Genomic DNA, 22,626 nt, shown 5'->3' with positions numbered 1-22,626 from the left:
TCGGTGGTGACACAGGGGTACGAAGCGCCGGAAGGGGAGACCGAACGGGAACTGGCGGCAGTGTGGTGTGACCTGCTGGGGCTGGAGCGCGTCGGGCGGCATGACAACTTCTTCGAGCTTGGCGGCCACTCGCTGATGGCGGTGCAGTTGCTGAATCGTCTGGCCCGAGCCGGTATGGAAACCTCGCTGGCAATACTCTTTGCTCATCCGATATTGCGTCAGCTTGCCGTAGCCGTTAAACGCCCAGGGAAACTCACAACATTTCCTTTGGACGATAACCCGTTGCTGCTGCGCGCGGAGGGGGCTCAGCCGCCGCTTTTCTTTGTGCATGAGCCTTCAGGCGATCCGCTGGTTTATTCGCCTCTCGCCTCATTACTTCAGGTCGATCGCCCGGTATATGTGCTGCACGCATTGGGCATGTATGCTCTGGAGAATCCGCCTACGTCACTGGAGGCGCTTGCTGCTTACCATGCAGAAGCCATCCGTCGCGTTCAGCCCCATGGGCCTTATTACCTCTGCGGTTGGTCATTAGGGGGGCTGCTAAGTTATGAAATAGCCTGTCAGTTGCATCAGCGCGGGGAGGAGATTGCTTTTATCGGGATGATCGACAGTTATCACCCCGCTTTGCTGCAGAATAGCGCTTTCGACGCGCTTTCCGCAGCGGAACAAAGAGATGCAATGATACTGACGTTTTTATCCAACTATGTGCCGGAGAGCGACCGGGCGGTATTAGCGCAACTTCAACGACCGATTGATGAGAAAAAAGCCGTTGACCTCTGTTCTTTTCACCGCTGGTTACCCGACGATATGACCTGTGAAGCACTGTTGCTGCGGTTAAATACGGCGCTTTATATCAGGCCGCTCGGGCTGAAATACAGGCCGTCGTCCTCAGACTTTACTGTCAATTTGTACACGGCAGAGACGCAGGAAAACGAGGACAGATGGCGTGGTTGGCACGGCATTGTGGGTGAGCGCTCATCACTGCATCCGGTAGGAGGAACCCATCACTCCATCATGCAGCAACCCCGGCTTGCACAATTGGCAGCGTATCTGTCTGCACATCTGTTGCCTCAGACGCCCTATAACCCGGTAGTGATCATGCACGAGGGGGTAAAAACAGAGCCGCCACTTTTTTGCATACCCGGCGCGGGGGCGTCTGCGTTCAGTTTTCTCGATCTTGCGGGGCTTTTGCCTGTCAGCTCACCGGTTTATGTATTGCAGGCCCGGGGATTAACCGAGGTTACCCGCATGCCTCACCTGACGGTTGAAGAGACAGCGCGCGACTATATTTATGCAATGCGGCAAATACAGCCGTGCGGGCCTTACTTCGTTGTCGGCCACTCGTTTGGCGGCTGGATCGCGCTGGAAATTGCACTGCAATTACAGGCGCAGGGTGAAAGCGTTTCCGATCTGATTGTGATTGATAGCAGGGCGCCGGGAAGTAAACAATCGGCCTCTCATCGTGAGGCGATAATGAAGTTGATTGATATTTATAACTTAATGCTGAACCGGACTCTTCCTGTGACGTGGGAAGAGTTATCACCCCTGGCACCGAAAGAGCAACTTGGCTATTTGCATCAGGTTCTGGTGGATGCCGGTTTATATACAAACAAAACGCCGCTTTCCGCACTGGAGGGGGTATTTCAGGTCATAAAAGCGAACTTAAACACGTCGTATTACCCGGCGACTCGCTACCGCGGGGTGATGCATATGATTAATGCCCAGGAGGGGGACTGCGTAGCAAGAGAAAAACATAATGCGGTATGGTCTGCATATGCAGAGCGATTAACTCCTCTGCTCAACCCTGGTAATCATATGACCATGCTGACCATGCCCTTTGTGGCAAAGCTTGCCGATTACATCACAACTGTGATGAGTCAGACCCGCGACTGAGATTCCTCTGTTGTCACCCAAAACCACCTCCGCGGAGGTGGTTTTTTTATCATTGAACGAAATTCGATGGAGAGTCCGGAAGCAGAAAAGCAAAAACCCAGCCATAGGCTGGGTTCTCTGAATAAGTGGTGCCCGGACCCGGACTAACGCCGCAGGCGTTGAACAGCGCGCTTGTCGCGCTGGCCCCGAAGGGGTGAGCCGCTTGCGGCGAATAATCGAACGAAGTTCGATGGAGAGTCCGGAAAACAGAAAGCAAAAACCCAGCCGTAGGCTGGGTTCTCTGAATAAGTGGTGCCCGGACCCGGACTAACGCCGCAGGCGTTGAACAGCGCGCTTGTCGCGCTGGCCCCGAAGGGGTGAGCCGCTTGCGGCGAATAATCGAACGAAGTTCGATGGAGAGTCCGGAAAACAGAAAGCAAAAACCCAGCCGTAGGCTGGGTTCTCTAAATAAGTGGTGCCCGGACTCGGAATCGAACCAAGGACACGGGGATTTTCAATCCCCTGCTCTACCGACTGAGCTATCCGGGCAACGGGGCGCATTAAACCTGATTCACCGCGCTCCGTCAACGAAATTTCTTTAATTCGTTGCAGACTGCACAATCTATCACCACTTTGTTGAAAACGCACGCCGTGTCAGGCAAAAAACGCTGTCCACAGTGTGGAAATCGGCATGGCGATCACCAGTGCAGGCAGCATATTCGCCACGGCAAACATCTTAATCCCGCAAATGCGCAGCCCGGTTGCCAGCAGCAAAATTCCGCCCACAGCAGTGAAATCTCCCATCATGGCGGGCGTGGTCAGCGGCAGGATGAGTGTTGCGCAGGTGGCGAGCGTAAGCTGAATAACCAGCATCGGTACGCAAATGATCGCCACGGCAAACCCGAGCGAGGTGGCAAAGATAACCGCCGTAAAGAAATCCAGAAACGCCTTGGCGATAAGAATGCTTGGATCGCCGGTCATCCCTTCGCGCATCGCGCCAAAAATCCCGGTGCCGCTGGCGCAGAACAGAATAATGATGGCCACCAGACTCTGAATAAACGATTCATGCGCGCTATTGGCTTCGCCGCTTTTGCGCTTTAGCACCAGGTTGCGCAGGGCGTTAACGCCACCGCTGATCCCGCGCTCAACGTAACACAGCTCGCCAATTAATGTGCCGACCAGCGTGGCGAGCACCATCACCGGCAGGTTGACACACTTGATCACCAGCAAAACACCGATCCCCAATGATGCGAGGCCGAATATCGATGGCATAGAAGAGCGTACGCGCTCCGGCAGACGGTGGCTGAGCAGCGCACCGAGGCTACCGCCGATTAAAACGGCAGCAGCATTAATAAAGGGACCCGTTAACACACCCTCTCTCCCTGATGTTCATAAAACTGAATAAGATAACGCACAGAATAGCATTTTTATGCGGTTGAGCCGCCCCGTTGGTTGCACCACCCGGGGAAAGATGCCATGATTGCGCGAATTTTCCTCTACCTTCACGGGGCTGCCTGATGACGTACATTAACACTGTTTGTCACACGCTTTACGCCAGCATGCGAATGGGCGCCCGTATCGTTTTGTCCCCTACGTCTCTCACCATGCGGTGAGGGTATCGTACGCTCACTGTAGGACAACAGTAAGATCAGAAGCTGTCTGCTTTTACTGATGTCTGGCGGTCGGAGCTGGTCCCAGTCAGACACGTTCGTTGGGTGAAGCCACCGCTTTGCCCGGGGTCTTTTACTCCCCTGAAACGGGTATTCGTGCTTATGAAATCAATGAAAATTGCCGTCAGCCGTGAGCTGGTGTCCCAACTTTCCACTCACCGCGAAGCCGTGACGCTGGACAGTACCGATTTTACGGATGTGGCGGCAGTCGTCATGACGGTGGCGGAGAGTCATAGTGGCATTCTGGCGTTGCTGAAACGGACTGGCTTTAATCTGCCGGTGTTCTTGTTTGCTAACGAGCCTGTTGAAATGCCGGACGGTGTAACGGCAGTGATCGGCGGTAAAGCGCAGGACTGGCTGGAGCTGGAAACTGCCGCCTGCGATTATGAAGACCATCTGTTGCCACCCTTTTTCGATACGCTGCGCCAGTACGTTGAGATGGATAACAGCACCTTTGCTTGCCCCGGACATCAGCACGGCGCGTTTTTTAAAAAGCACCCGGCCGGGCGACAGTTCTATGATTTTTTCGGTGAAAACGTCTTTCGCGCCGACATGTGCAACGCGGATGTCAAACTGGGCGACTTGTTGATCCATGAAGGATCCGCCAAGCATGCGCAAAAATTTGCCGCCAAAGTGTTTAACGCTGACAAAACCTATTTTGTGCTTAACGGCACTTCCGCCGCCAACAAAGTGGTAACGAACGCGCTGTTGACGCGTGGCGACCTGGTGTTGTTCGACCGCAATAACCACAAATCCAACCATCATGGCGCGCTGATCCAGGCGGGTGCGACGCCGATCTATCTTGAAGCCGCGCGTAATCCGTTTGGTTTTATCGGTGGTATTGATGAGCATTGCTTTGATGAAAAATATCTGCGCGATGCGATCCGCGAAGTCGCCCCGGAAAAAGCTAACCAGCCGCGCCCGTTCCGCCTGGCGGTGATCCAGCTTGGCACATACGATGGCACCATTTACAACGCCCGCCAGGTGATCGACAAAATCGGCAGCCTGTGTGATTACATTCTGTTTGACTCCGCGTGGGTGGGCTACGAGCAGTTTATTCCGATGATGGCGGATTGCTCGCCGCTGCTGCTGGAGCTCAATGAAAACGATCCGGGGATCTTCGTCACCCAGTCAGTGCACAAACAGCAGGCGGGGTTCTCGCAAACGTCGCAGATCCATAAAAAAGATAACCACCTGCGTGGTCAGGCGCGTTTTTGCCCGCATAAGCGGCTCAACAACGCCTTTATGCTGCATGCGTCCACCAGTCCGTTTTACCCGTTGTTCGCAGCGCTGGACGTTAACGCCAAAATTCACCAGGGCGAGAGCGGTCGCCGCCTGTGGGCGGAGTGCGTGACTCTGGGGATTGAAGCGCGCAAAGCGATCATCGCCAACTGCAAAATGATCAGGCCATTTGTGCCGCCAGAAATCGCCGGTCGACCGTGGCAGGATCATCCTACGGAGAATATTGCCCGCGAACGTCGTTTCTTCAGTTTTGAACCGGGCGATAAATGGCACGGGTTTGAGGGCTATGCGCGGGAACAGTACTTTGTCGATCCCTGCAAGCTGCTACTGACCACGCCAGGTATTGATGCTGAAACCGGCGAGTACACAGAGTTCGGTATTCCGGCGACCATTCTTGCGCACTTCCTGCGCGAAAACGGCATTGTGCCGGAGAAGTGCGATCTCAATTCAATCCTGTTCCTGCTGACACCAGCGGAAAGCGAAGAGAAGATGGCGCAACTGGTGGCGATGCTAGGTCAGTTCGAACAGCATATTGAAGACGATACGCCGCTGGCGGATGTGCTGCCGACCATCTTCAACAAATATCCGGTGCGCTACCGCGATTACACGCTGCGCGAACTGTGCCAGGAGATGCATGATTTATATGTCAGCTTCGGGGTGAAAGATCTGCAAAAAGCGATGTTCCGCAAAGAGAGCCTGCCCCCAGTGGTGATGAATCCGCAGGATGCCAACAGCGAATTTATTCGTGGCAATGTGGAATTGGTGCGCATCAGCGAAGCGGAAGGGCGTATTGCCGCTGAAGGCGCGCTCCCGTACCCGCCGGGGGTGCTGTGTGTGGTGCCGGGGGAAGTATGGGGTGGCGCGGTGCAACGCTATTTCCTGGCACTGGAAGAGGGCGTAAATCTGTTGCCGGGCTTCTCGCCGGAATTGCAGGGCGTCTATTCCGAAACGGATGCGGACGGGATCAAGCGTTTGTACGGGTATGTGTTGAAGTAGTTTTTCCCCTCACCCCAACCCTCTCCCCTGAGGGGAGAGGGAGATGTGTATGGCGCCGTTTTCCATCCTCTCCCCTGGGGAAGAGGGCAATCATCACGCGGCTACGCGCCGGTACATACGGCGTGGATGCCCAATCTTGCCGTATTGCATCTCTACCGCCAGAAAACCCGCCTCCACGCAGTGTTCCAGGTAGCGTCGGGTAGTGGTTTTACTCAGCCCCGTTTCGCTTACCACTTCATCAACGGAAAAACAACGTTCAGCCTCATCAGCAAACAACTTTTGCACCAGCGCCAGCGTATTCTCTTCAATACCTTTACTGCCGTTATCCTGGCGGTAGTTTTTGGCCTGTAGCTGATAGAGCGAGTCGACGTTCTGCTGGTCGACGATTTTCCATACCCGTTGCTGCTCGGCAAATTGCACAAAACGCTCCAGCGACTGGCTTAACCGCTTCCAGGACACCGGTTTGAGGATATAGTCGAAAGCGCCGTTGCGGATAGCCAGGCTACAGGTGTCCATGTCGCTGGCGGCGGTGATAAAAATGACCGAACAGTTGGCGCGGGTAATCAGCGGATCGCTGATAAGCGTAATGCCTTTACCGTCCGGCAGGTAATTGTCGAGTAAAACCAGTTGCGGCTGCGTACTGTTCAGCAACACCTTTGCTTCGGCAAGGGATGAGGCAATGCCCACCAGACGTAAACGCGGATGTTTGCTGATCAGTTCAGCATGAAGCTGCGCAAGCGCGTTTTCATCTTCTACTATCAGCACGTCTATCAGTTCATGTCGCATAATTCTGATCTTCCAGGGTCGGTACGGGACGCTGTACGTTGCCCGCTTCAGGAATAAACAAAGAAAAAATCGCACCGCGGGGATCGTTATCAGAAACGTCGATCGATCCGCCTACCTGTGTCACATAACTGGCGATCAAATAGAGGCCAATACCATGATCGCCACTGTGTTTGGTGGTCATCCCGCGTTCAAAAATGTGCTCGCGAATAGTCGGGTCGATACCGATACCGCGATCCGCTACTTCAATAATCAGCTCCCGTTCATTCAGCAGGATCAATACTTCCACCGGTTCGTGCGGCAGCGCTGCACGCTGCGTTGCCTCAATGGCGTTATCCAGCAGATTGCCGATGATCGAGATCAGTTCCGCTTCCCCCAGCGCGAGACAGGCGCGATCCATCCTGCACAGCGGATCAAACGCCAGTTCGACGCCTTTTTCACGGGCGCGTGCCGCTTTGCCCAACAGCAGCCCGCATAAGGTCGGCGAGCTAAAACGCGACGAGATAAAGTCCAGCAATTCCTGCGCGTGCTCAGACTGCGCCTGAATGTAACGCACCGCCTCGTCGTAACGCTCCATATGCAGCAGACCCGAGAGTGTGGTCATGCGGTTTAATTGCTCGTGGCGCATAATGCGCAGGTTATCAACATAGCGTTTAACCTGACTGAGTTGCGCGCTGAGGCTGTCTATCTCATTGCGGTCGCGGAAGGTGATTACCCAGCCCTGTAATTTATCCTCCAGCATAATGCGCACCCGACTGGCGATCACTGTTAAGGTGTTAAAACAGCAGATCTCATCGTGGGTGTCGTGCTCCAGCATCACCGTGCGGGTGAAAAAGGGCACCGGTGCAATCACGTCGCCAATGGCCAGTCCGCGCAGGGCACGGGTAGGTTGGCTCAGTCCCAACAGTTTGCGCGCGGCCTGGTTTATCACCTCAATGCGCAGTTCGCTGTCGACGGCGATCACCCCTTCATAAATGGACTCCATCATTGCTTTTTGCTGGCGCACTAACAGACCAATTTCCCGCGGTTCCAGCGAGAAGATCTGTTTTTTAATTCCGCGGGTGAAAAACCAGGAAAAGATAAAGAGCGCGACGAGCAGCAACACGGCAGCAATAAAAATATTGATCGCTTTGCCAAGCGTAATAGTATCCAGATAGCTGGTCAGATATCCCACGGAAACAATTCCCACGACCTGCCCGTTATCGTCGAATATCGGCGCTTTACTGCGCAGGGAAATACCTAAGCCTCCTTTGCGGATCGTGGTGGTAGTTAAACCTCGCAGCACTTCTTCGTTATCGCCGCCTATCAGCGTCTTACCCACAACATTGGCATGCACCGAGTGAAATAAATGCAGGCCCTTATTATCACCGATAACAATAAAGCTGGCGTCACTGTGGGATACTACCTGATGCATAAACTGGGTAATTGCCGGAATATCTTTTTCAGCAACGGCCTTGCGTAAATTCGGAATAATCGCTATTTCTTCAGCTTGTATTTTTGCTCTGACGCTCATTTCCTGGTATAGCTGACGACCGACATCCTTGTAATAATAAACCCCCAGCAAGGCAAAAAGGCCGGAGAAGAAAAGCACCAGCGAAATAAAAAGTTTGATTTGAAAGGATACTTTCATGACGGTACGCACAGCAGCTAACAATGCGCCAATGTACCATCTTTTTTTGCTGCCGTACGCAGTTTACTGGAAACTTGTGATCCCTTGCACAGCAAGCGCTGACGCTGAAAAACGGCCTGTTAAATATTCTTTTTGGGAAATGTTATTAAGTTGTATTTCTATATATAAAAACCATAAAAACCACGCGCATTATTAAGGCTTAAATCACACAAAATAAAAGAAACCATAAAAACCATAGGCGCCATTAAAACTCCAATTTTATTATGCAGCTCCTCACATAAAGTGTGTGTTTAGCCCTTTAGTCTGTACGCACAAAATAACCAAGGGGCTTAATTATGAGCACAACTGACGATTCATTTTCTGTTACCTCTGAATCGCTGGCGATTCAAAAAACATCACTTAAAGATAAGTGGTGGCACATTATGGATACCTGGAAGGTAGGGATTATTCCACTGCCGTTATTCCTGCTGGCGGGTGCGTTGATTGCGATTGACTGTCTGGGCGGCAAGCTTCCCAGCGATATCGTGGTGATGGTCGCTACGCTGGCGTTCTTCGGCTTTGCCTGTGGTGAATTCGGTAAGCGTTTGCCGATCATCGGTAAGCTGGGCGCTGCGGCGATTTGCGCAACCTTTATTCCTTCGGCGATGGTCTATTACGGTCTGCTGCCGGACGTGGTCGTGGAATCTACCACCAAGTTCTATAAATCCACCAACATCCTCTATCTCTATATCTGCTGCATCATTGTCGGCAGCATCATGAGCATGAACCGCACCACCCTGATTCAGGGTTTCCTGCGTATCTTCTTCCCGATGCTGTGCGGTGAAATTGTTGGCATGCTGGTAGGCATGGGCGTTGGCCTGATGCTCGGTATGGAACCGTTCCAGATCTTCTTCTTTATTATTCTGCCGATCATGGCCGGTGGTGTGGGTGAAGGGGCGATTCCGCTCTCTATTGGTTACGCCACGCTGCTGCATATGGATCAGGGTGTTGCACTGGGTCGTGTACTGCCAATGGTAATGCTGGGTGGCCTGACTGCCATCATTATCTCTGGTTGTCTGAACCAGCTCGGTAAACGCTTCCCACATTTGACCGGTGAAGGCCAACTGATGCCTAACCGCAGCAACGGTGATGAACAGGCTCCGGCGGCACCGGCATTCTCCGGCAAAACCGATGTGACCACTATTGCAGCTGGCGCACTGTTGGCAGTACTGCTGTACATGATCGGCATGCTTGGCCACAAACTGATTGGCCTGCCTGCACCGGTCGGCATGCTGTTTGTTGCTGTCCTGATCAAGCTGGTACATGGCGTTTCTCCGCGCCTGCTGGAAGGCTCTCAGGTGGTGTACAAATTCTTCCAGACCTCGGTCACCTATCCGATTCTCTTCGCGGTTGGCGTGGCGATCACGCCGTGGGAAGAACTGGTTCACGCTTTCACCATCGACAACTTGCTGGTGATCGTGAGTACCGTTTCCGCACTGGTTACGACTGGCTTCTTCGTGGGTAAAAAGATTGGCATGCATCCTATTGATGTGGCCATCGTTTCCTGCTGCCAGAGCGGTCAGGGCGGGACAGGGGATGTTGCCATCCTGACGGCGGGTAACCGCATGAGCCTGATGCCGTTTGCACAGATTGCGACCCGTATTGGCGGCGCGATCAACGTGTCGGTGTCACTGCTGGTCCTTGGCAATTTCCTCGTTTGATTAAGCATTACAGGAACTGATATGAAACTCGCAAGCTTTGTCCATCAGGGGATCCGTAGCTACGGCATCGTCAAGGCTGATGGCGTCATCAATCTGGGTAAGCGCCTGGGCGATCGTTACGGTGATTTGAAATCACTGCTCGCGGCCAACGCGCTGAACGAGGCACAGCAGTTTGTCGGTGAAGCACCGGAACTCCGCTTCGATGATCTCGATTTTCTGCCCGTGATCGATAACCCCGGCAAAATTCTCTGTGTTGGCATGAACTACGCCGAAAAACGCAAAGAATTTGATCAGCACAACCCGGCACCGACGCTGTTTGTCCGCTTTGCCGACTCGCAGACCGGGCATAACGCACCGGTGCTTAAACCGCGTCACTCCAGCGAATTCGACTACGAAGGCGAACTGGCGGTGATCATGGGTAAAGGTGGTGAAAATATTTCCCGCGAGACGGCGTTAAGTCATGTGGCGGGTTATAGCTGCTATATGGATGGTTCCGCACGTGACTGGCAGCACACCTGGTTTACCGCAGGCAAAAACTGGCGGCAGACAGGCGCGTTTGGCCCGTGGATGACCACCGCGGATGAGATCCCGGATCCGCATGCGCTTGCTATCCGTACCTGGCTGAATGGCCGTATGGTGCAGGACGACAACACCGCCAGCATGATCCATAAGGTGGCCGAGCTTATCGAGTACATCAGTACCTTCACCAGCCTGACGCCAGGCGACGTCATCATCACCGGTTCACCGGGCGGCGTCGGCAAAAAACGTAACCCGCCGCTGTTCATGAAAGCGGGCGATCGCATTGAAGTGGAAATCGAGAATATCGGTCACCTCAGCAATGTGATTATCGATGCGCCAGCGCATGCGCTGACGGCGGCGCACTAAGGACGAAGGCAACACCATGCAAGCACGACCCCCCATCGACTTCCGCGTAGCGGAAGTCAACGGCAATACTCAACGGCTGGCCTCTATCCGCACGTTGCTCGCTGACAGCGGCTTAGGTATGGACCACGATATCACCACTTTCGTTGAAGCCTGGTCGGGAAACCGACTGGTGGGTTGTGCGGGCCTGGCCGACAACGTCATCAAGTGCGTGGCAGTAGATGAAGAGATGCGCGGTGAGAACCTCAGCGCGCAACTCCTGGCAGAAGTTGAACACCTGGCGCTGGCGCGCGGCCACTTTCATCTGTTTCTGTGCACTCGCCCCTGTAACCGGGAGCGCTTTCAGCACAGCGGATTCTGGCCTGTTGCGCAGAGCGGCAATAATGCCATTCTGATGGAAAACACGCCGTCAGGGATTCAGCGCTATTGCCGCACGTTGCAGGCAGATCGCATGCCGGGAAAGCGTATTGGCGCGATTGTGATGAACGCCAATCCTTTTACCCTTGGGCATCGCCATCTGGTCGAGCAGGCTGCGCAGGCGTGCGACTGGCTGCACCTGTTTGTGGTGCGTGAAGACGCTTCGTTCTTTCCCTTTGCCGCACGCTTAAAAATGGTGAAAGCAGGCGTGTCGCATTTGGCGAACGTCACCGTGCATGAAGGCTCTCAGTACATTATTTCCCGCGCCACCTTCCCGGCCTACTTCCTGAAAGAGACCGGCAAAGTGCAGCAGGCGTGGAGCGAAATCGATCTGCTTATCTTCCGCAATTATATCGCCCCGGCGCTGGGGATTACCCACCGCTTTATCGGCAGCGAGCCGTTTTGCGATATCACCCGCCAGTACAACCAAACCATGCATCAGCTGCTGGCAGGCGTCGTGGAGGTGGTGGAAATTCCGCGCATTAAAGCCACCGGCAATGCCATCTCCGCCTCGGAAGTTCGCCGTTTACTCAAAACACACCAGTTTTCCCGCATTCGGGAAATCGTACCGGATACCACTTTCGCGCACCTTGAATCCCATTACAGCGCGGAAGTCGCTTAAAAATCAGGAATGTCATTATGAAAATTGTGAGGGAGGCGCTGGCCGGGACCATGGAGTCCAGCGACCTGATGGTGAAAATAGCCCCGACTGCGGGCGAGCTGGAAGTCGTTGTGCACAGCGAAGTGATTAAGCAGTTTGGCGATCAAATCCGCCAGGTGGTCAATGCCACGTTACGCGCGATGGACGTCCATCAGGGGCTGGTGATTATTGAAGATAAAGGCGCGCTGGATTGCGTTATTCGCGCCCGTCTGCAAAGCGCTATCCTGCGTGCCGCTGAAGGCACTGAAATTGACTGGGGGAAACTGCTGTGAAAAAACTTCGTCGTAGCATGCTGTTTCTGCCAGGCGCTAACGCCGCCATGCTCTCCACCGCGTTTATCTACCGCCCGGATTCGATCATGTTCGATCTGGAAGACGCTGTCGCTCTGCGTGAAAAAGACACGGCGCGTCTGCTGGTATTTCATGCGCTGCAACACCCGATGTACCAGGACATTGAAACCGTGGTGCGCATTAACCCACTGAACACGCCGTTCGGTTTGCCGGATCTGGAAGCCGTCGTTCGCGCCGGGGTGGATGTGGTGCGCTTACCGAAGACCGACACCCCGGAAGATATCTACGAACTGGAACGCCATCTGGAACGCATCGAGCTGGCGTGCGGCCGCGAAGTGGGCTCCACACGTGTGATGGCGGCAATTGAGTCCGCTATCGGCGTTATCAATGCTGTGGCCATTGCCCGTAGTTCTCAACGTTTGATCGGCATTGCGCTGGCGGCGTTTGACTATGTGATGGATATGCAAACCGAACGTGGCGACGGCACTGAGCTGTTCTACGCGCGTTGCGCCGTACTGCATGCTGCCCGCGCCGCCGGTATTGATGCCTTTGACGTGGTGTGGTCAGACGTGAATGACGAAGCCGGTTTCCTGCGTGAAGTCGACCTGATCCGCAAAATGGGCTTTAACGGTAAGTCGTTGATTAACCCGCGTCAGATCGACCTGCTGCACAACGCCTATGCCCCCACCCAGCAGGAAGTTGACCATGCTAAACGGGTTATCGAAGCGGCGGAAGAGGGTGAACGCAACGGCCTTGGTGTTGTATCGCTGAACGGCAAAATGATCGACGCCCCCATTATTAATCACGCGCAGATGGTGCTGGAACGTGCGGCTGCGTCCGGCGTGCGTCATTAAGGACAGAACAATGAATCAAACAGAGCTTCTTCACGTTAATTTCCCCCATCTGCGTGATTTAAAACCCTTTGAGAGCGCCCATGCCGCCACGCCGTGGCTGGCGGACGTTAACAGCAAACATACGCGTAAACTCTGCGCCACGCTGGAAGATGCCATTGCCCGCAGCGGCCTGAAAGACGGTATGACGATCTCTTTCCATCATGCGTTTCGCGAAGGCGACCGCGTGATCAATAACGTGGTGGCGACGTTGGCGCGTCTGGGTTTTAAAAACCTGACGCTGGCCTCCAGTTCACTGATGACCTGTAACGATGCGCTGATCGAGCATATTCAGAATGGCGTGATCACCCGGATTTATACCTCCGGTATGCGCGGCAAGCTGGCAGATGCTATCTCCCACGGGCTGATGGACGAACCGGTACAAATTCACTCCCACGGTGGTCGCGTGAAATTGTTGCAGGACGGTGAGCTGAACATCGATGTCGCTTTCCTTGGCGTACCGTGCAGCGACGAATTTGGTAATGCCAACGGTACGCAGGGCAAATCGTCCTGCGGCTCGTTGGGTTACGCGATGGTGGATGCGCAGTTCGCCAAAAAAGTGGTGTTGCTGACCGAAGAGCTGGTGCCGTTCCCGAATATGCCGGCAAGCCTCAGTCAGAATCAGGTGGATCTGATCGTTCAGGTGGAGAGCGTTGGCGATCCGGCCAAAATCAGCGTGGGTGCAGCCCGTGTGACCAGTAACCCGCGTGAACTGATGATCGCTCGTTATGCCGCCGATGTGATTGAACACTCCGGCTATTTCAAAGACGGCTTCTCCATGCAGACGGGGTCCGGTGCGGCGTCCACCGCAGCGACCCGCTTTATGGAAGAGAAAATGGAGCGCCACGGTGTGAAAGCCCGTTTTGCGCTTGGCGGTATCACCGGTAGCCTGGTGGATCTGCATGAAAAAGGGTTAATCGAAAAACTGCTGGATACCCAGTGCTTTGACAGCGAAGCGGCGGCATCACTGCGTCGTAACCCGAACCATGTGGAAATCTCCACCAACGTCTACGCCAACCCCGGTGGTAAAGCGGCAAGCTGCGATCAACTGGATGTGGTGATTCTCAGCGCGCTAGAAATTGACGTCGATTTTAACGTTAACGTAATTACTGGTTCCGATGGTGTGATGCGTGGCGCGTCCGGTGGTCACTGTGATGTGGCTGCAGCGGCAAACCTGACCATTGTGGTTGCGCCTCTGCTGCGTAGCCGTATCCCGACCGTGGTAAAACGGGTAACCACACTGCTGACACCAGGGGAAAGCATCGATGTGCTGGTGACCGACCACGGAATTGCCGTTAACCCGGCGCGCCCGGAAATTCGCGAACGCCTGCTGGCGGCTGGACTGAAAATCGTGGATATCGACGCGCTTTATCAACGTGCCATCTCCCTGACCGGTGAACCGAAACCGATCGCCTTTACCGACCGTATCGTCGGGGTGATCCGCTACCGCGACGGCAGCGTGATTGACGTTGTCCGTCAGGTTAAAGAGGAAAATCAATGACCACACTGACGCCCGTGAGAGCGGGCGTCAGCCTTGAAGCGCTGCTGGCGGCGAAAGATAGCCGCGCGGCGCGTCAGGCTGACTGGCTCGCTCACTATCAACAACCGGTTATTTCGCTGACGCTGGTGACGCCCGGCGCGGTTAAAGACAGTATCCGCTATCGCAATACCATGGGGGTGGCGTTGCAAGCCTGCGACCAGTTGCTGTGGCAGCATCGCTGGAACGTGCTGGACAGACAGGTGCTGTGGTTGCCAACCGGCGCAGAAGCCTTGTGGTGCGTGGCGCATCCGGCGGTGGAAATCAAAGCTTGCTGCGTGGAGATGGAGCAAACGCATCCGCTGGGTAGATTGTGGGATTTTGATGTTTTTTGCCCGGACAACGGACAAGTTGGCCGACATTCGCTGGATCTGAACACGCGCCGCTGCCTGGTATGCGACGAGCCTGCACACGGCTGCGCACGCTCTCGTCGCCATCCGGTTGAGGATGTGGTCGGGCGTGTAGAGAGATTGATTGATGGCTGGTTTGCTCGCGACTAACCCCCAACAAGACGATGTGCCCACGCTTGCCGCGCGGGCGTTGCGTATTGAACTGGATTTAACCCCGAAACCGGGGCTGGTGGACAGAGCGAATTCCGGCTCGCACCAGGATATGGACCACGCTCTGTTTGTGAAGAGCATTGCGGCTATCACGCCCTGGTTTTCCGCGTTTATGCAGGCTGGGCAAGCACATGCCCATAAACCCGCCAGCGAGCAGTTACGCCTGTTACGACCTCAGGGCATCGCCTGTGAACAGGCCATGCTCAGCGCCACAAACGGGGTGAATACCCATAAAGGCGGCATCTTTTCGCTAGGGTTGTTATGTTTCGCTGCCGGGCGCTTGCAGGGGCAAAACCGAGTGGTTAGCGCTGATGCATTGTGCCGTCAGGTCAGTGAAATTTGTCGTGGCCTGGTGGCGCGTGAGCTGATGGCGCGACCGCAAGCAGCCACCGCTGGCGAGAAGCAATTTCATGCCTATGGCCTGACCGGGGCTCGCGGAGAAGTTGAACAGGGCTTTATCACCGTACGACGCGCGGTATTGCCGTTCTGGCATCAGGAACAAGGGGAGCGCCGCTTGCACAACGCGCTGCTGCGCCTGATGGCCGCCAACGCCGACAGCAATCTGGTATCGCGTGGGGGTATGGCAGGGCTGCGTTATGTACAGGATTATGCGGCCGCATTGCTGGCGACCTCGTGGAATAGCGATTCCCTGCGGGAAATGGATAATGCGTTGATGGCGAGGCGCTTAAGCCCCGGCGGTAGCGCGGACTTACTGGCCGTCGCGTATGTGCTGGCATCGCTCCCTTAAGCTGTTTTTGCCGGAGGAATAGGGCGAGGCCATCATCCGGCAACAGGCCAATAAAAAACCCGGCGCTCAGGCCGGGTTTTTTGTCTTACGCTTTTTGCGCGACGCCTGCCGGTTCGCGCACGTGTTTGTACTTAAACATCGTGATGAACGCGAACGCCAGTACCAGCGAATAACCGGCGAAAATCAACCATACGGTTTTCCAGTCGGTCACGCCTGCAGTGGTGTAAATCTCCACCACTTTACCGCTCACCATACCGCCGAGGATGCAACCGAAACCGTTGGTCATCATCAGCAGCATACCCTGTGCACTGGCGCGGATGGCCGGGCTGACTTCTTTCTCCACAAATACGGAGCCAGAGATGTTGAAGAAGTCGAATGCACAGCCGTACACGATCATCGACAGCACCAGCAGTACGGTACCGAACGGCGTCGGGTCGCCGAAGGCGAACAGGCCAAAACGCAGCACCCAGGCGAAAATACTGATCATCATGACGTTCTTAATGCCGTAGCGGCTCATAAAGAACGGAATAGCCAGGATGAAGGCGGTTTCGGAAATCTGCGAAATCGACATCATGACCGAGGCATGGGTCACGATAAAGCTGTTGGCAAACAGCGGGTTAGCATCGAAACTGTGCAGGAAGGTGTTGCCGAACATGTTGGTGATCTGCAACTCGGCGCCCAGCAGCATCGAGAAGATAAAGAAAATCGCCATGCGCTTGTTTTTAAACAGCGCAAACGCGTTCAGGCCGAGCATTTCCACCCAGGTCTGTTTCTCTTTGCTTTTTGCCACCGGAATGTGCGGTAACGTCAGAGAGATCAGGCTCAGCAGCAGCGACAGCGCAGCGCCGATATAGAGCTGCATATGGCTCAGTTCGAAACCTGAGAAGCTCACCGCCCACATTGCCAGGATAAAGCCAATGGTGCCCCAGATACGAATTGGCGGGAACTCTGTCACGATGTCGTGACCGGCGGATTGCAAACGGAAGTAGGAGATGGTGTTTACCAGGCCCAGCGTTGGCATATAGGCCAGCGAGTTGAGCAGAATAATGGCAAACATAGCCCCCGGCGTCGTCACACCTGCAGCGATAAACAGCGTGATCGCCCCGACCAGGTGGCAAAGGGCGTAAACCCATTTTGCACTCAGCCATTTATCCGCAATGATACCGAGCAGCGTTGGCATCAGCAGAGAGGCAATACCCAGCGAGCTGTAAACGGCGCCGATTTCCGCACCCTCAAATTTCAGGGTGACGAACATATAAGAGCCAAGTGTAGTCAGCCAGCTACCCCACAGGCAGAACTGCAGAAAGATAATGACTTTCAGCTGCAGCTTAAGATTCATGCTAATTTCCTCACAAAGGAGACGGTTAGGTGTTGGAATGGGCACAATTGCTTTTGTTATGTGTCAGGATTCTATCATCGACGGCGTGGTGAATTTGTTACGCCCGACATAAAAATGCAAACTTCCTCTGATTGCAATTCCATATGGTGACGTATGTCACAATTTTACGCAACCGTTTGCATCTCTCAAAGGTAACGCTTATGCCTCTTTCCGCGTGATGCGTGAAAGAGGCATAAGGTGAAGGGAGTTAATTGCGGCGGTATGTCTTCTGCGCCGTATTCACTTTATAGAGGTAACGGCGGGATTCCGCGGACGGATGGCGGCTGGTCAGGGTTTCGTAAACATCCCCCGGCGTCATGCTGTTAATGATATTTGCCGCCTGCACCTTATCACTGGAGAAGACGCGCAACACGCTACCTGCGCCGCCGTTATAGGCGGTGATCACCGCATAACGGCGTGATGTTGGGTTAGTGATGCCGGAAAGATAAATATTGTTCAGCATCGCCAGGTAGGCAGTACCGGTATCAATGTTGCTTTGCGGATCAAACAGATAGTTTCTGTCCGGTGTACCGGATTTCCCCTGCGCACGGAACACATCTTTCCCGGCGCTGTGCTGCACGACCTGCATCAATCCCAGCGCATCGGAACGGCTGACCGCATACGGGTTAAATGAGGATTCGGTCTGCATAATCGCCAGAATCAGTGACTCTTCCACGCCATATTTCCGTGCCGCCTGGCGTACCATACCCACGTATTTGTGCGCACGCTTATCGAGGTGGTTTGGCACCAGATTGATGGTGACGCTGTAGATCACGCGTAAACCGTTGCTGCGGCTTTTCATGCGAGTTTGCAGCAAATAATCGGCAAAGCGCACAGCGCGCCACTGCCAGCGAATGGCTTCGCCGTTGTTATCCAGCACCTGGCCATACAAGAACGGTTCTTTGGAGATGGGGATATCGTCAACGTCGGAGTAGAGGTCGATAGAGCCGGGGTCGTCGCCCATCAGCAGGGTTTTGATGATCGCCTGGCGCAGATGTGCGGCCGGTTCGGTACCGGCAATGGTTTCAACAGTGATTGTCCCGGCGTCGAAGTTAATATGGCTTCGCGTCTGGTACTGGTCGGTGTATTTAACGTAGTCCTTCGGCCCTGCAATAAGGACTTCGTTAAACCCCCATAAATTCTCAATATTATGGGCAAACTGCCCCATCAAAATGTCAAAACCGTTGGTGTCTTTGATCCAGGCTTCGTTATAGTCTTCGCCTGCTTTTTTAGAGCTGGAACACGAAATCAGCAACGGCGCAATCAGGGCGAGCGCTAAAAATTTTTTCATCATTCCGGGATGCAGTTGTGTGGGTTTAACCGCGCCAGTGACGCTCGCTTGCGGGCAATGTCTTCCCATGATTTAGCGACATTGCCAGCCGTGGTGAGCGTGCAGACGCTTATTTTTTTTCTGGCGGCGTATAGCCTTCAATGTGCACATCTTTGCCTTCGAAAAGGAAATTCACCATCTCCTCTTCCAGCAACTTGCGGTGCTCCGCATTCATCATGTTGAGTTTTTTCTCGTTGATCAGCATGGTTTGTTTCTGCTGCCACTGCTTCCAGGCCTCTTTTGAGATCTCGTTATAAATACGTTTACCCAGATCGCCCGGATAGAGCTGGAAGTCTTGTCCTTCTGCTTCGCGTTGCAGGAAGGTACAAAAAATGGTTCTGCTCATAAGTCATCCTCTTTCATGCGCCAGCGCTATAAAGCGCCTGCGCGTAATTGCTGTATCAGGCGTTCCACTGGGGCCGCCAGACCGACCGACGGCGGTTGCGCTAAGTTATACCAAAGACCCGCGCCTTCATCCATGCAAGACGAGAACGAGGACACATCAAGCCACATAGGCACAATATCCAGATGGAAATGGCTAAACGTATGGCGAAATGCTACCCGTTGGCTGAGATTATCCGCAGGAATGCTTCTTTGCGCCAGCCAGTCACGCAGGGCGGCTTCATCACTGAACTGCGGAAAACAGAACAAACCGCCCCACAGACCGCTTGGTGGGCGCTGTTCAAGATAGACCTCACCTTCGTGCTGCATCAACAGGAAGTAACCGGTGCGTTCAGGAAGCGTCTGTTTCGGCTTTTTACCCGGATACTGCGCCCATGAATGGGCGGCATACGCCTCGCAACCGGTTTGCAGCGGGCAGAGCTCGCACTTCGGTTTTGAGCGCGTACAGACGATTGCGCCGAGATCCATCATCGCCTGGTTAAAACGCTCTACGCCATGGGCTGGCGTCACCTGGGCGCTCAAATCCCACAGGCGTTTTTCCACGTCCTTTTTGCCCGGCCAGCCCTCCACGGCATAGCAGCGCGCCAGCACGCGTTTTACGTTACCGTCAAGAATAGGAAAGTGTTTGCCCAGCGACAAAGAGAGAATCGCACCTGCCGTTGAGCGACCAACGCCTGGCAGGGCGGCAACCTCGTCAAACGTTTCAGGAAAATAACCGCCGTGCCGGTTAGCCACCTGCTGCGCGGCTTTGTGCAGATTGCGGGCGCGGGCGTAGTAACCGAGACCGGTCCACAGATGCAGTACTTCATCCAGCGGCGCGTTCGCCAGATCGGTTACCGTGGGGAAGCGCGCCATAAATCGCTGGAAATAGGGAATAACGGTTGCGACCTGTGTTTGTTGCAACATCACTTCCGACAGCCATACTTTGTAAGGCGTTTTTTCAATTTGCCAGGGCAGAGTTTTTCGCCCGTATTTGTCGTACCAGTCCAGAACCTGGGCTGAAAATTGAGACGCTTGCATGGTCACCAGAATCGCGTTATCAGGGGCCAAGATTGCAGCACAGCGGCAGCAGACTGTAAACCGGAACTTTCCGGTGCTTGCATCGTGCGATGAACTTTGGATAATGCCCGTTTCCTGAACACTCTCACAAGCAGAAAACTTTATGAATAACGACGTCATTTCACCGGAATTTGATGAAAACGGTCGCCCGCTGCGCCGAATTCGCAGCTTTGTCCGTCGCCAGGGCCGCCTGACTAAAGGGCAGCAGCACGCGCTGGAAAACTACTGGCCGGTGATGGGCGTTGAGTTCACTGAACAGCCGCTGGATTTTGCCGCGCTGTTTGGCCGCACCGCGCCGGTGACGTTGGAGATCGGTTTCGGCATGGGCGCTTCGCTGGTGGAGATGGCGAAAATCCGCCCGGAGCAGAATTTCCTCGGTATTGAAGTGCATTCGCCGGGCGTTGGCGCGTGCCTCTCTTCCGCTCACGAAGAGGGCGTGGAAAACCTACGGGTGATGTGCCATGACGCGGTCGAAGTGCTGCACAAAATGATCCCTGACAATTCTTTAAATATGGTGCAGCTCTTTTTTCCTGACCCGTGGCATAAAGCGCGTCATAATAAACGCCGCATCGTTCAGGTACCGTTTGCTGAACTGGTGAAAAGTAAGCTGAAACCCGGCGGCGTGTTTCATATGGCGACCGATTGGGAAGCCTATGCGCAACATATGCTCGAGGTCATGTCTTCTATTGATGGGTATAAAAACCTGTCGGCGACGAGTGATTATGTGCCGCGCCCCGAGTCGCGCCCGGTGACGAAATTTGAACAGCGTGGCCATCGTCTTGGTCACGGCGTATGGGACTTAATGTTCGAGAGGGTGAAATAATGGCAACAAACCGCAGCCGTCGCTTGCGTAAAAAAATGCATATCGACGAATTCCAGGAACTGGGTTTCTCCGTCGCGTGGCGTTTCCCGGAAGGCACCAGTGAAGAGCAAATCGATAAAACCGTCGATGATTTTATTCAGGAAGTGATTGAGCCGAACAAACTGGCGTTTGACGGCAGCGGTTACCTGGCCTGGGACGGGCTGATTTGTCTGCAAGAAGTGGGCAAGTGCACCGAAGAGCACCAGGCCATCGTGCGTAAATGGCTTGAGGACCGCAAACTGGATGAGGTGCGCATCAGCGAACTTTTCGACGTTTGGTGGGACTAAGCATGCATAAGGGGCCAGCATTAGCTGGCCCGTTTTGTCTCTACAGGAGTTTTTTTATGATGCGCAAAACGCTGCTAGCGGCAACGCTGGTGTTTACCGCTTTTGCCGCTCAGGCGGATTATCAATGTAGCGTGACCCCACGTGACGATGTGATCCTCAGCCCGCAATCCGTGCAGGTAAAAGGGGAAAACGGCAATCTGGTGATTACGCCGGATGGCAATGTCATGTTCAACGGTAAGCAGCCTTCGCTGAGTGCTGCTCAGCGTGAACAGGCGAAAGATTATCAGGCCGATCTGCGTCATGCGCTGCCGTGGATTGATGAAGGCGCACGCAGCCGTGTGGAGAAAGGCCGTACGGCACTGGATAAAATCATCGTTAAAGAAGTTGGCGAGAGCAGCAGCATGCGCAGTCGTCTGACCAAACTGGACGCGCAACTGAAAGAGCAGATGAATCGCATTATTGAGCACCGTAGTGACGGGCTCACGTTCCACTATAAAGCGATTGATGAGGTGCGTGCCAACGGTCAGCAACTGGTGAATCAGGCGATGGGCGGTATTTTGCAGGACAGTATTAATGAGATGGGTGCCAAAGCGGTGCTAAAAGGCGGCGGTAATCCGTTACAGGGTGTGTTGGGTAGCCTTGGTGGTTTACAGACTGCTATCCAGAATGAGTGGAATAACCAGGAAGCGGATTTCCAGCAATTTGGCAAAGATGTGTGCCAGCGTGTGGTGTCGTTGGAAGAGAGCCGCAAAGCGTTAACAGCGGGTCTGAAGTAATCTTTCCCCTCACCCTAACCCTCTCCCCAAAGGGGAGAGGGGACTATTTGGTGCCGATTTTCTCCCCCGAGGATAGAGGAGACTGTCTGGTGCGGGTTTTTCCCCAAAGGGGAGAGGGGACTGTCTGGTGCAGGTTTTTCTCTCGGGGGGAAGAGGGGACCGTCAGGTGCGGATTTTCTGCCTGGGGACGGGCTGTCAGCGCTGTTTTTCTCCCTCTCCCTTCCAGGGAGAGGGCCGGGGTGAGGGTAAAAGCACCTGCAATACGTCCAGAATTCTCATCATCACCCCTTCCTCATTCCTCGCCAGCTCATTATTCCAGAAACGCAGCACCTTCCAGCCCTCAGCTTCCAGCCAGCGTGTTCTGCGGTTATCGTATCCACGTTGTTCTTCATGTTGCCCACCATCCAGTTCAATAACCAGACGAGCCTCGCAGCACGCGAAATCGACGATCCATGGGCCAATCGGATGCTGGCGACGGAACTTATAACAGGCAAAACGACGGCTACGTAATTGTCGCCACAGTTGGCGCTCCTGTGGCGTTAATGCTTTGCGAAGGGCGCGGGCATGTGTGATCTTTTCCATCCCGCCATTCTGTCAGCGCTCTCCTTGCGCTAACAGAACGTGATGAGCGTTTTGCGAACCGTTTTCCAGAGA

At 54.3% G+C, this 22,626-nt stretch carries 21 protein-coding genes and 1 tRNA gene; 13 read left to right on the top strand and 9 right to left on the bottom strand.

Annotated features, from left to right (window positions below; all coding sequences use genetic code 11):
- Nucleotides 1-1,893: thioesterase domain-containing protein (locus tag GA0061071_RS23500; protein WP_209446746.1), on the top strand; the 1,893-nt coding region annotated here is incomplete at its 5' end.
- 452 nt (nucleotides 1,894-2,345) lie between these two features.
- Here GA0061071_RS23500 and GA0061071_RS19770 read toward each other — a convergent pair.
- Nucleotides 2,346-2,421, bottom strand: a tRNA-Phe gene (locus tag GA0061071_RS19770).
- A 105-nt stretch (nucleotides 2,422-2,526) separates the two neighbouring features.
- Nucleotides 2,527-3,243 carry a DUF554 domain-containing protein gene (locus GA0061071_RS19765; RefSeq protein ID WP_088238392.1) on the bottom strand — a complete coding sequence of 239 codons (717 nt, stop codon included), beginning with the start codon at nucleotides 3,241-3,243 and terminating at the stop codon, nucleotides 2,527-2,529.
- 401 nt (nucleotides 3,244-3,644) lie between these two features.
- Between GA0061071_RS19765 and GA0061071_RS19760 the strand changes: the two genes are divergently transcribed.
- The gene (locus tag GA0061071_RS19760; RefSeq protein ID WP_061493186.1) at nucleotides 3,645-5,780 is read left to right on the top strand and encodes an ornithine decarboxylase; all 2,136 of its coding nucleotides are present in this window, start codon (nucleotides 3,645-3,647) and stop codon (nucleotides 5,778-5,780) included.
- A gap of 93 nt (nucleotides 5,781-5,873) precedes the next feature.
- Here GA0061071_RS19760 and GA0061071_RS19755 read toward each other — a convergent pair whose 3' ends face one another.
- Both GA0061071_RS19755 and GA0061071_RS19750 read right to left on the bottom strand, forming a co-directional pair.
- On the bottom strand, nucleotides 5,874-6,566 hold the full coding sequence (locus tag GA0061071_RS19755) for a response regulator (protein ID WP_061493187.1): 693 nt from the start codon (nucleotides 6,564-6,566) through the stop codon (nucleotides 5,874-5,876).
- A complete protein-coding gene (locus GA0061071_RS19750) occupies nucleotides 6,556-8,193 on the bottom strand; it encodes an ATP-binding protein (protein WP_061493188.1) in 1,638 nt (545 codons plus the stop codon). The genes GA0061071_RS19755 and GA0061071_RS19750 overlap by 11 nt, the downstream gene beginning before the upstream one ends.
- Before the next feature lie 335 nt (nucleotides 8,194-8,528).
- On the opposite strand from GA0061071_RS19750, the gene GA0061071_RS19740 reads away from it, so the two are divergent.
- Genes GA0061071_RS19740 through citG form a run of 8 tightly spaced genes read left to right on the top strand, consistent with a single transcriptional unit; the run spans nucleotide 8,529 to nucleotide 15,878 of the window.
- Nucleotides 8,529-9,893 carry a 2-hydroxycarboxylate transporter family protein gene (locus GA0061071_RS19740; RefSeq protein WP_061493190.1) on the top strand — a complete coding sequence of 455 codons (1,365 nt, stop codon included), beginning with the start codon at nucleotides 8,529-8,531 and terminating at the stop codon, nucleotides 9,891-9,893.
- Nucleotides 9,894-9,914: 21 nt separating this feature from the next.
- Nucleotides 9,915-10,778, top strand: coding sequence for a fumarylacetoacetate hydrolase family protein (locus GA0061071_RS19735; protein WP_061493191.1), 864 nt, complete (start codon nucleotides 9,915-9,917; stop codon nucleotides 10,776-10,778).
- Nucleotides 10,779-10,794: 16 nt separating this feature from the next.
- A complete protein-coding gene (gene citC / locus GA0061071_RS19730; RefSeq protein ID WP_061493192.1) occupies nucleotides 10,795-11,814 on the top strand; it encodes a [citrate (pro-3S)-lyase] ligase in 1,020 nt (339 codons plus the stop codon).
- A 17-nt stretch (nucleotides 11,815-11,831) separates the two neighbouring features.
- A complete protein-coding gene (citD, locus tag GA0061071_RS19725; RefSeq protein ID WP_061493193.1) occupies nucleotides 11,832-12,125 on the top strand; it encodes a citrate lyase acyl carrier protein in 294 nt (97 codons plus the stop codon).
- A complete protein-coding gene (citE, locus tag GA0061071_RS19720; RefSeq protein WP_061493194.1) occupies nucleotides 12,122-12,997 on the top strand; it encodes a citrate (pro-3S)-lyase subunit beta in 876 nt (291 codons plus the stop codon). The genes citD and citE overlap by 4 nt, the downstream gene beginning before the upstream one ends.
- Nucleotides 12,998-13,007: 10 nt before the next feature.
- The gene (gene citF, locus GA0061071_RS19715; RefSeq protein WP_088238391.1) at nucleotides 13,008-14,534 is read left to right on the top strand and encodes a citrate lyase subunit alpha; all 1,527 of its coding nucleotides are present in this window, start codon (nucleotides 13,008-13,010) and stop codon (nucleotides 14,532-14,534) included.
- Entirely contained in the window at nucleotides 14,531-15,070 is a 540-nt protein-coding gene (gene citX / locus GA0061071_RS19710) for a citrate lyase holo-[acyl-carrier protein] synthase (RefSeq protein ID WP_061493196.1), read from the top strand. The genes citF and citX overlap by 4 nt, the downstream gene beginning before the upstream one ends.
- Nucleotides 15,048-15,878 carry a triphosphoribosyl-dephospho-CoA synthase CitG gene (gene citG, locus GA0061071_RS19705; protein ID WP_088238390.1) on the top strand — a complete coding sequence of 277 codons (831 nt, stop codon included), beginning with the start codon at nucleotides 15,048-15,050 and terminating at the stop codon, nucleotides 15,876-15,878. Before citX ends, citG begins: the two co-directional genes overlap by 23 nt.
- Before the next feature lie 85 nt (nucleotides 15,879-15,963).
- On the opposite strand, the gene GA0061071_RS19700 is transcribed toward citG, so the two are convergent.
- The 4 genes from GA0061071_RS19700 to mutY all read right to left on the bottom strand — a co-directional run bounded on the left by GA0061071_RS19700 (nucleotide 15,964) and on the right by mutY (nucleotide 20,008).
- A complete protein-coding gene (locus tag GA0061071_RS19700; RefSeq protein WP_061493198.1) occupies nucleotides 15,964-17,217 on the bottom strand; it encodes a nucleoside permease in 1,254 nt (417 codons plus the stop codon).
- 247 nt (nucleotides 17,218-17,464) lie between these two features.
- Nucleotides 17,465-18,547, bottom strand: a complete 1,083-nt coding sequence (gene mltC, locus GA0061071_RS19695) for a membrane-bound lytic murein transglycosylase MltC (protein WP_061493199.1) — start codon at nucleotides 18,545-18,547, stop codon at nucleotides 17,465-17,467.
- 109 nt (nucleotides 18,548-18,656) lie between these two features.
- Nucleotides 18,657-18,932 carry an oxidative damage protection protein gene (locus GA0061071_RS19690; RefSeq protein WP_061493200.1) on the bottom strand — a complete coding sequence of 92 codons (276 nt, stop codon included), beginning with the start codon at nucleotides 18,930-18,932 and terminating at the stop codon, nucleotides 18,657-18,659.
- A 26-nt stretch (nucleotides 18,933-18,958) separates the two neighbouring features.
- Nucleotides 18,959-20,008, bottom strand: coding sequence for an A/G-specific adenine glycosylase (gene mutY, locus GA0061071_RS19685; protein ID WP_170933848.1), 1,050 nt, complete (start codon nucleotides 20,006-20,008; stop codon nucleotides 18,959-18,961).
- A gap of 142 nt (nucleotides 20,009-20,150) precedes the next feature.
- Here mutY and trmB point away from each other — a divergent pair, with 142 nt between their 5' ends.
- Genes trmB through GA0061071_RS19670 form a run of 3 tightly spaced genes read left to right on the top strand, consistent with a single transcriptional unit; the run spans nucleotide 20,151 to nucleotide 21,972 of the window.
- Nucleotides 20,151-20,870, top strand: a complete 720-nt coding sequence (gene trmB, locus GA0061071_RS19680) for a tRNA (guanosine(46)-N7)-methyltransferase TrmB (protein WP_061493202.1) — start codon at nucleotides 20,151-20,153, stop codon at nucleotides 20,868-20,870.
- Nucleotides 20,870-21,196 (top strand): YggL family protein, encoded by a 327-nt coding sequence (locus GA0061071_RS19675; RefSeq protein WP_061493203.1) that lies wholly within the window; start codon nucleotides 20,870-20,872, stop codon nucleotides 21,194-21,196. The genes trmB and GA0061071_RS19675 overlap by 1 nt, the downstream gene beginning before the upstream one ends.
- 56 nt (nucleotides 21,197-21,252) lie before the next feature.
- Nucleotides 21,253-21,972, top strand: a complete 720-nt coding sequence (locus GA0061071_RS19670) for a YggN family protein (protein ID WP_061493204.1) — start codon at nucleotides 21,253-21,255, stop codon at nucleotides 21,970-21,972.
- A gap of 195 nt (nucleotides 21,973-22,167) precedes the next feature.
- Here the strand turns inward: GA0061071_RS19670 and GA0061071_RS19665 are convergent, their stop codons facing one another.
- On the bottom strand, nucleotides 22,168-22,554 hold the full coding sequence (locus tag GA0061071_RS19665) for an endonuclease domain-containing protein (RefSeq protein ID WP_061493205.1): 387 nt from the start codon (nucleotides 22,552-22,554) through the stop codon (nucleotides 22,168-22,170).
- Between the last annotated feature and the right edge of the window lie 72 nt (nucleotides 22,555-22,626).

It is taken from the genome of Kosakonia oryzendophytica, from assembly GCF_900094925.1.
In the GTDB taxonomy this organism is placed as follows: domain Bacteria; phylum Pseudomonadota; class Gammaproteobacteria; order Enterobacterales; family Enterobacteriaceae; genus Kosakonia; species Kosakonia oryzendophytica.
The sequence above is the reverse complement of the archived record's forward strand: the minus strand, read 5'-3'. Positions and strand labels throughout refer to the sequence as shown.

What these genes read in the sequence shown, in the direction of transcription:
- GA0061071_RS19690 (WP_061493200.1), bottom strand. Translation starts at nt 18,932, where the DNA reads ATGAGCAGAACCATTTTTTGTACCTTCCTGCAACGCGAAGCAGAAGGA.
- citD (WP_061493193.1), top strand. Translation starts at nt 11,832, where the DNA reads ATGAAAATTGTGAGGGAGGCGCTGGCCGGGACCATGGAGTCCAGCGAC.
- citF (WP_088238391.1), top strand. Translation starts at nt 13,008, where the DNA reads ATGAATCAAACAGAGCTTCTTCACGTTAATTTCCCCCATCTGCGTGAT.
- GA0061071_RS19665 (WP_061493205.1), bottom strand. Translation starts at nt 22,554, where the DNA reads ATGGAAAAGATCACACATGCCCGCGCCCTTCGCAAAGCATTAACGCCA.
- mutY (WP_170933848.1), bottom strand. Translation starts at nt 20,008, where the DNA reads ATGCAAGCGTCTCAATTTTCAGCCCAGGTTCTGGACTGGTACGACAAA.
- citG (WP_088238390.1), top strand. Translation starts at nt 15,048, where the DNA reads ATGGCTGGTTTGCTCGCGACTAACCCCCAACAAGACGATGTGCCCACG.
- GA0061071_RS19675 (WP_061493203.1), top strand. Translation starts at nt 20,870, where the DNA reads ATGGCAACAAACCGCAGCCGTCGCTTGCGTAAAAAAATGCATATCGAC.
- mltC (WP_061493199.1), bottom strand. Translation starts at nt 18,547, where the DNA reads ATGAAAAAATTTTTAGCGCTCGCCCTGATTGCGCCGTTGCTGATTTCG.
- citX (WP_061493196.1), top strand. Translation starts at nt 14,531, where the DNA reads ATGACCACACTGACGCCCGTGAGAGCGGGCGTCAGCCTTGAAGCGCTG.
- GA0061071_RS19735 (WP_061493191.1), top strand. Translation starts at nt 9,915, where the DNA reads ATGAAACTCGCAAGCTTTGTCCATCAGGGGATCCGTAGCTACGGCATC.
- trmB (WP_061493202.1), top strand. Translation starts at nt 20,151, where the DNA reads ATGAATAACGACGTCATTTCACCGGAATTTGATGAAAACGGTCGCCCG.
- GA0061071_RS19760 (WP_061493186.1), top strand. Translation starts at nt 3,645, where the DNA reads ATGAAATCAATGAAAATTGCCGTCAGCCGTGAGCTGGTGTCCCAACTT.
- GA0061071_RS19750 (WP_061493188.1), bottom strand. Translation starts at nt 8,193, where the DNA reads ATGAAAGTATCCTTTCAAATCAAACTTTTTATTTCGCTGGTGCTTTTC.
- GA0061071_RS19670 (WP_061493204.1), top strand. Translation starts at nt 21,253, where the DNA reads ATGATGCGCAAAACGCTGCTAGCGGCAACGCTGGTGTTTACCGCTTTT.
- citC (WP_061493192.1), top strand. Translation starts at nt 10,795, where the DNA reads ATGCAAGCACGACCCCCCATCGACTTCCGCGTAGCGGAAGTCAACGGC.
- GA0061071_RS19700 (WP_061493198.1), bottom strand. Translation starts at nt 17,217, where the DNA reads ATGAATCTTAAGCTGCAGCTGAAAGTCATTATCTTTCTGCAGTTCTGC.
- GA0061071_RS19755 (WP_061493187.1), bottom strand. Translation starts at nt 6,566, where the DNA reads ATGCGACATGAACTGATAGACGTGCTGATAGTAGAAGATGAAAACGCG.
- GA0061071_RS19740 (WP_061493190.1), top strand. Translation starts at nt 8,529, where the DNA reads ATGAGCACAACTGACGATTCATTTTCTGTTACCTCTGAATCGCTGGCG.